The following is a 2,713-nucleotide window of genomic DNA, read 5'->3' on the forward strand; positions in this document are numbered from 1 at the left end:
CAACAATGCACGACGCCAGCGGATCATTTGAGCGTCCAGATCATCCAATTGGCGACGAAGCGATTCGTCACGCATGGCCCAATGTTGTTTGTAGTTGTCGGTCACGGTATCGATGGGATTCACATCGCCCGCGTTGAGTGGGGACGCGTGCAATTGGGAATCGAGGTCGGCGACCCAACGACGCAGCTCGTTTTGGCGAGCACGCAGATGCGTGGCGCGATCATGTAGGTCCGCCAAACGACGTTCAATGCGGTCGCGATCGAATCGAGGGGCTGCAGCCGCGGTGCGCGCGGTGCCTCGGTTCAGTTGTTGCGTCAATTCGTCTCGACGAGCCAGCAGCGATTCTTCTCGCAGCGGTGTTGGTTCCAAACGGGATCGTTCCAGTTCCACGTCGGCCAATTGCGAACGCAGTATGCGAACGTGGCGATCATTCGTTGGCACCGGTTCTGCGGTGAAGCCCGCGTGGGCGGCGTAGTCCGCCGGATTGTCGAGGTTTGCGTTGGGGAACGGCAGAGAGCGATAGGTTTCAGTGGAATCGAGCCCACAACGGATACAAGCCGATACAACGCGAGCGATTTCAGTGATCGCGGTGTCCGTGATCACGGCGTCAATGATCGCTTCGGGAAGTTGGATCGAATGCACGGCGCGGGTGGCGTCGGATTGGACACCACGCCGGGATGCGTCATGGTCCCGCCCCCCGGCAACCGTCGATCCGAGCCAGGGATGATCGTGCAGGTAGCTGTCGTAGGACAAACCGCCACGCGATTCAAACTCGACCGAGCGGCGACCCTGTTTTGATCCATCTTGTTCGCGGCGGCAATGGAGTAGCCCATTGCGATCGGCCCACACGACGCGTCCCGACGACGAGCTCATCATGCCCAGCGGGTATTCGCGATCGACAAGCGAGTCGCGAACGAATCGTGCGATCGCGGTTTTTCCGGAGCCTTCGGGGCCACAGACGACGTTCAGATGTTCCGAGAACGGGCCAAGTTCGACACGATTCAGTGGACCGTGTGCATCAATATCGATTCGTTCCAATAACATGGTCTGGCGCCTCCATGGCCACGTGAGTCATTCAGGAGAATGGTTCTGTTTGAGGAGCCGTCGTCATGCGGCCCTGCCTAATCCGAGCGAACCATCCTGGTACATTTGCGGGATGTGCAGGGGACTTTAATCGAAATCCCCATTTTCTTGAAATAGAGAAATCGTGAAACTCACGCTCCCAAGACACTATTCACGAAAAATAATGCATTCCCGCCGTGAAACGTGGGAAATTGACGTCGACAAACAGAAAAACGTAGCCCGACCGTTGCCACAGTCGCAGAGATGTATCGGAGTGGGCGGTGGGGGGCGCCTGATTCACTTCACCCCCTCGAGTGCATTGCCCAATTCGTTTTTGATAGCAACGATCACCAAAGCGTTGATTTTCTTCATCGGGCGACCGCAGCGACGCCGAGATCCTAGGTTTTCGGTTCCGAGTCGCTGTCCGGAGTGTCATTGTCCGAGGGAGGCCCGCCCGTGGATGAGTCGGGATTTGGGGGATCGCCGCCTGTGCCGTTGTGACGCTGTCCGCCATCGGCACCTAAGTCGCTGCTGTTCGGATTGCCGCTGGGATCGGACGGGCCCTCTGCGGGATCGATACCGATGCCGGGAAAATTCGCTTGATTTTCCGTTTGTTGCTGCCGGCGTTGTTCGAGCTGCCGCACGGCGCCTTTGAGTGAATCGAGCAGCCGCGGGACTTGCCCCGCTGCAACAAACACTCGCGAGCTGACGGCGCTCTGAGGAAAGAAGCTGGTGAGAAAGTCCAATCCAAACTCACTTGCACCGTGACCGATCATCACGCCGTTTGCGTAAACACCGCTGAGCACATGATCGGGCATCTTTAGATCATCGTAGATCTCTTGCGGAGTCGGGCGGCGCGCCTGATTTTGTTGCGGGTTGGCGGGCGGCGACGGAGGATCCCCAAAGCGGTTGCGATACAAATCAAGGTTGGTCTGCAATGCGTCAATAAATTGAGGCATCACGGGATGAGGGATCACCACGCGTGAGGCAACGCGATGCGGGCGGCCAATCGTTTGCAGGAAATCGATGATGAATTCACTTGGTCCGGTCATCACAATCGCGCCGGTACTGAAACAGCCTTCGGCAACGTGATCGGGCACTCTCGCACGCAGCGCCGGGTTGGCATCGGCGGGATCGGGAGACGAATCTGATTCGGAAGTCATACCAGGGAAGCCGTTTCGTGAGATGAAGTCTTGGGTCGGTGGCGTACGCTTGAACCATGGTTGTAGCGATGTCCGCACGATCAATTCAATGCGTCGCCCACAGAAACCCGAATTTTAGTCCGTTTCAAGAAAGGATTCACGGGGACGCTATCTTGTTTTGTTCCCGCTGGACCTGGTCCGGGGTTGCGGTCCGTCGTGGTAAGACGGTGCGTGGCATTGTCAGCAAACAGACGATAAAGGCGAGGATCACCGCAACGGCCACACCAAAAACCTCAAGATTTCGTACCGTTCCACTCGGAGTGGCTTCGGCAAGCGTCCACACCCAATTGGTGATTTGCCAGTGCGAATACGAGTAGTTTCGATAGTCGTTCAGGTGCAAACCGATCGAATAGGGCACCAACGCGGCTAACACGAGTACCGTGACCATCGCGGCGAGTCCAATTTCGACGCGTGGATGGTTGTTGATTCGCACCAACGCGACGATCCAG

Annotated in this window: 1 protein-coding gene and 2 pseudogenes; all 3 read right to left on the reverse strand. The window is 57.3% G+C overall.

Annotated elements, in window-relative coordinates:
* A pseudogene (locus ABX962_RS34300) lies at positions 1-1,044 on the reverse strand (hypothetical protein); the annotation flags it as partial.
* Positions 1,045-1,460: 416 nt separating this feature from the next.
* On the reverse strand, positions 1,461-2,225 hold the full coding sequence (locus ABX962_RS34305) for a DUF3467 domain-containing protein (protein WP_372726161.1): 765 nt from the start codon (positions 2,223-2,225) through the stop codon (positions 1,461-1,463).
* Positions 2,226-2,361: 136 nt separating this feature from the next.
* Positions 2,362-2,713, reverse strand: a pseudogene (locus ABX962_RS34310) (ABC transporter permease); the annotation flags it as partial.

Source organism: Novipirellula sp., from assembly GCF_041583735.1.
Taxonomy (GTDB): Bacteria; Planctomycetota; Planctomycetia; order Pirellulales; family Pirellulaceae; genus Novipirellula.

What these genes read in the sequence shown, in the direction of transcription:
- ABX962_RS34305 (WP_372726161.1), bottom strand. Translation starts at nt 2,225, where the DNA reads ATGACTTCCGAATCAGATTCGTCTCCCGATCCCGCCGATGCCAACCCG.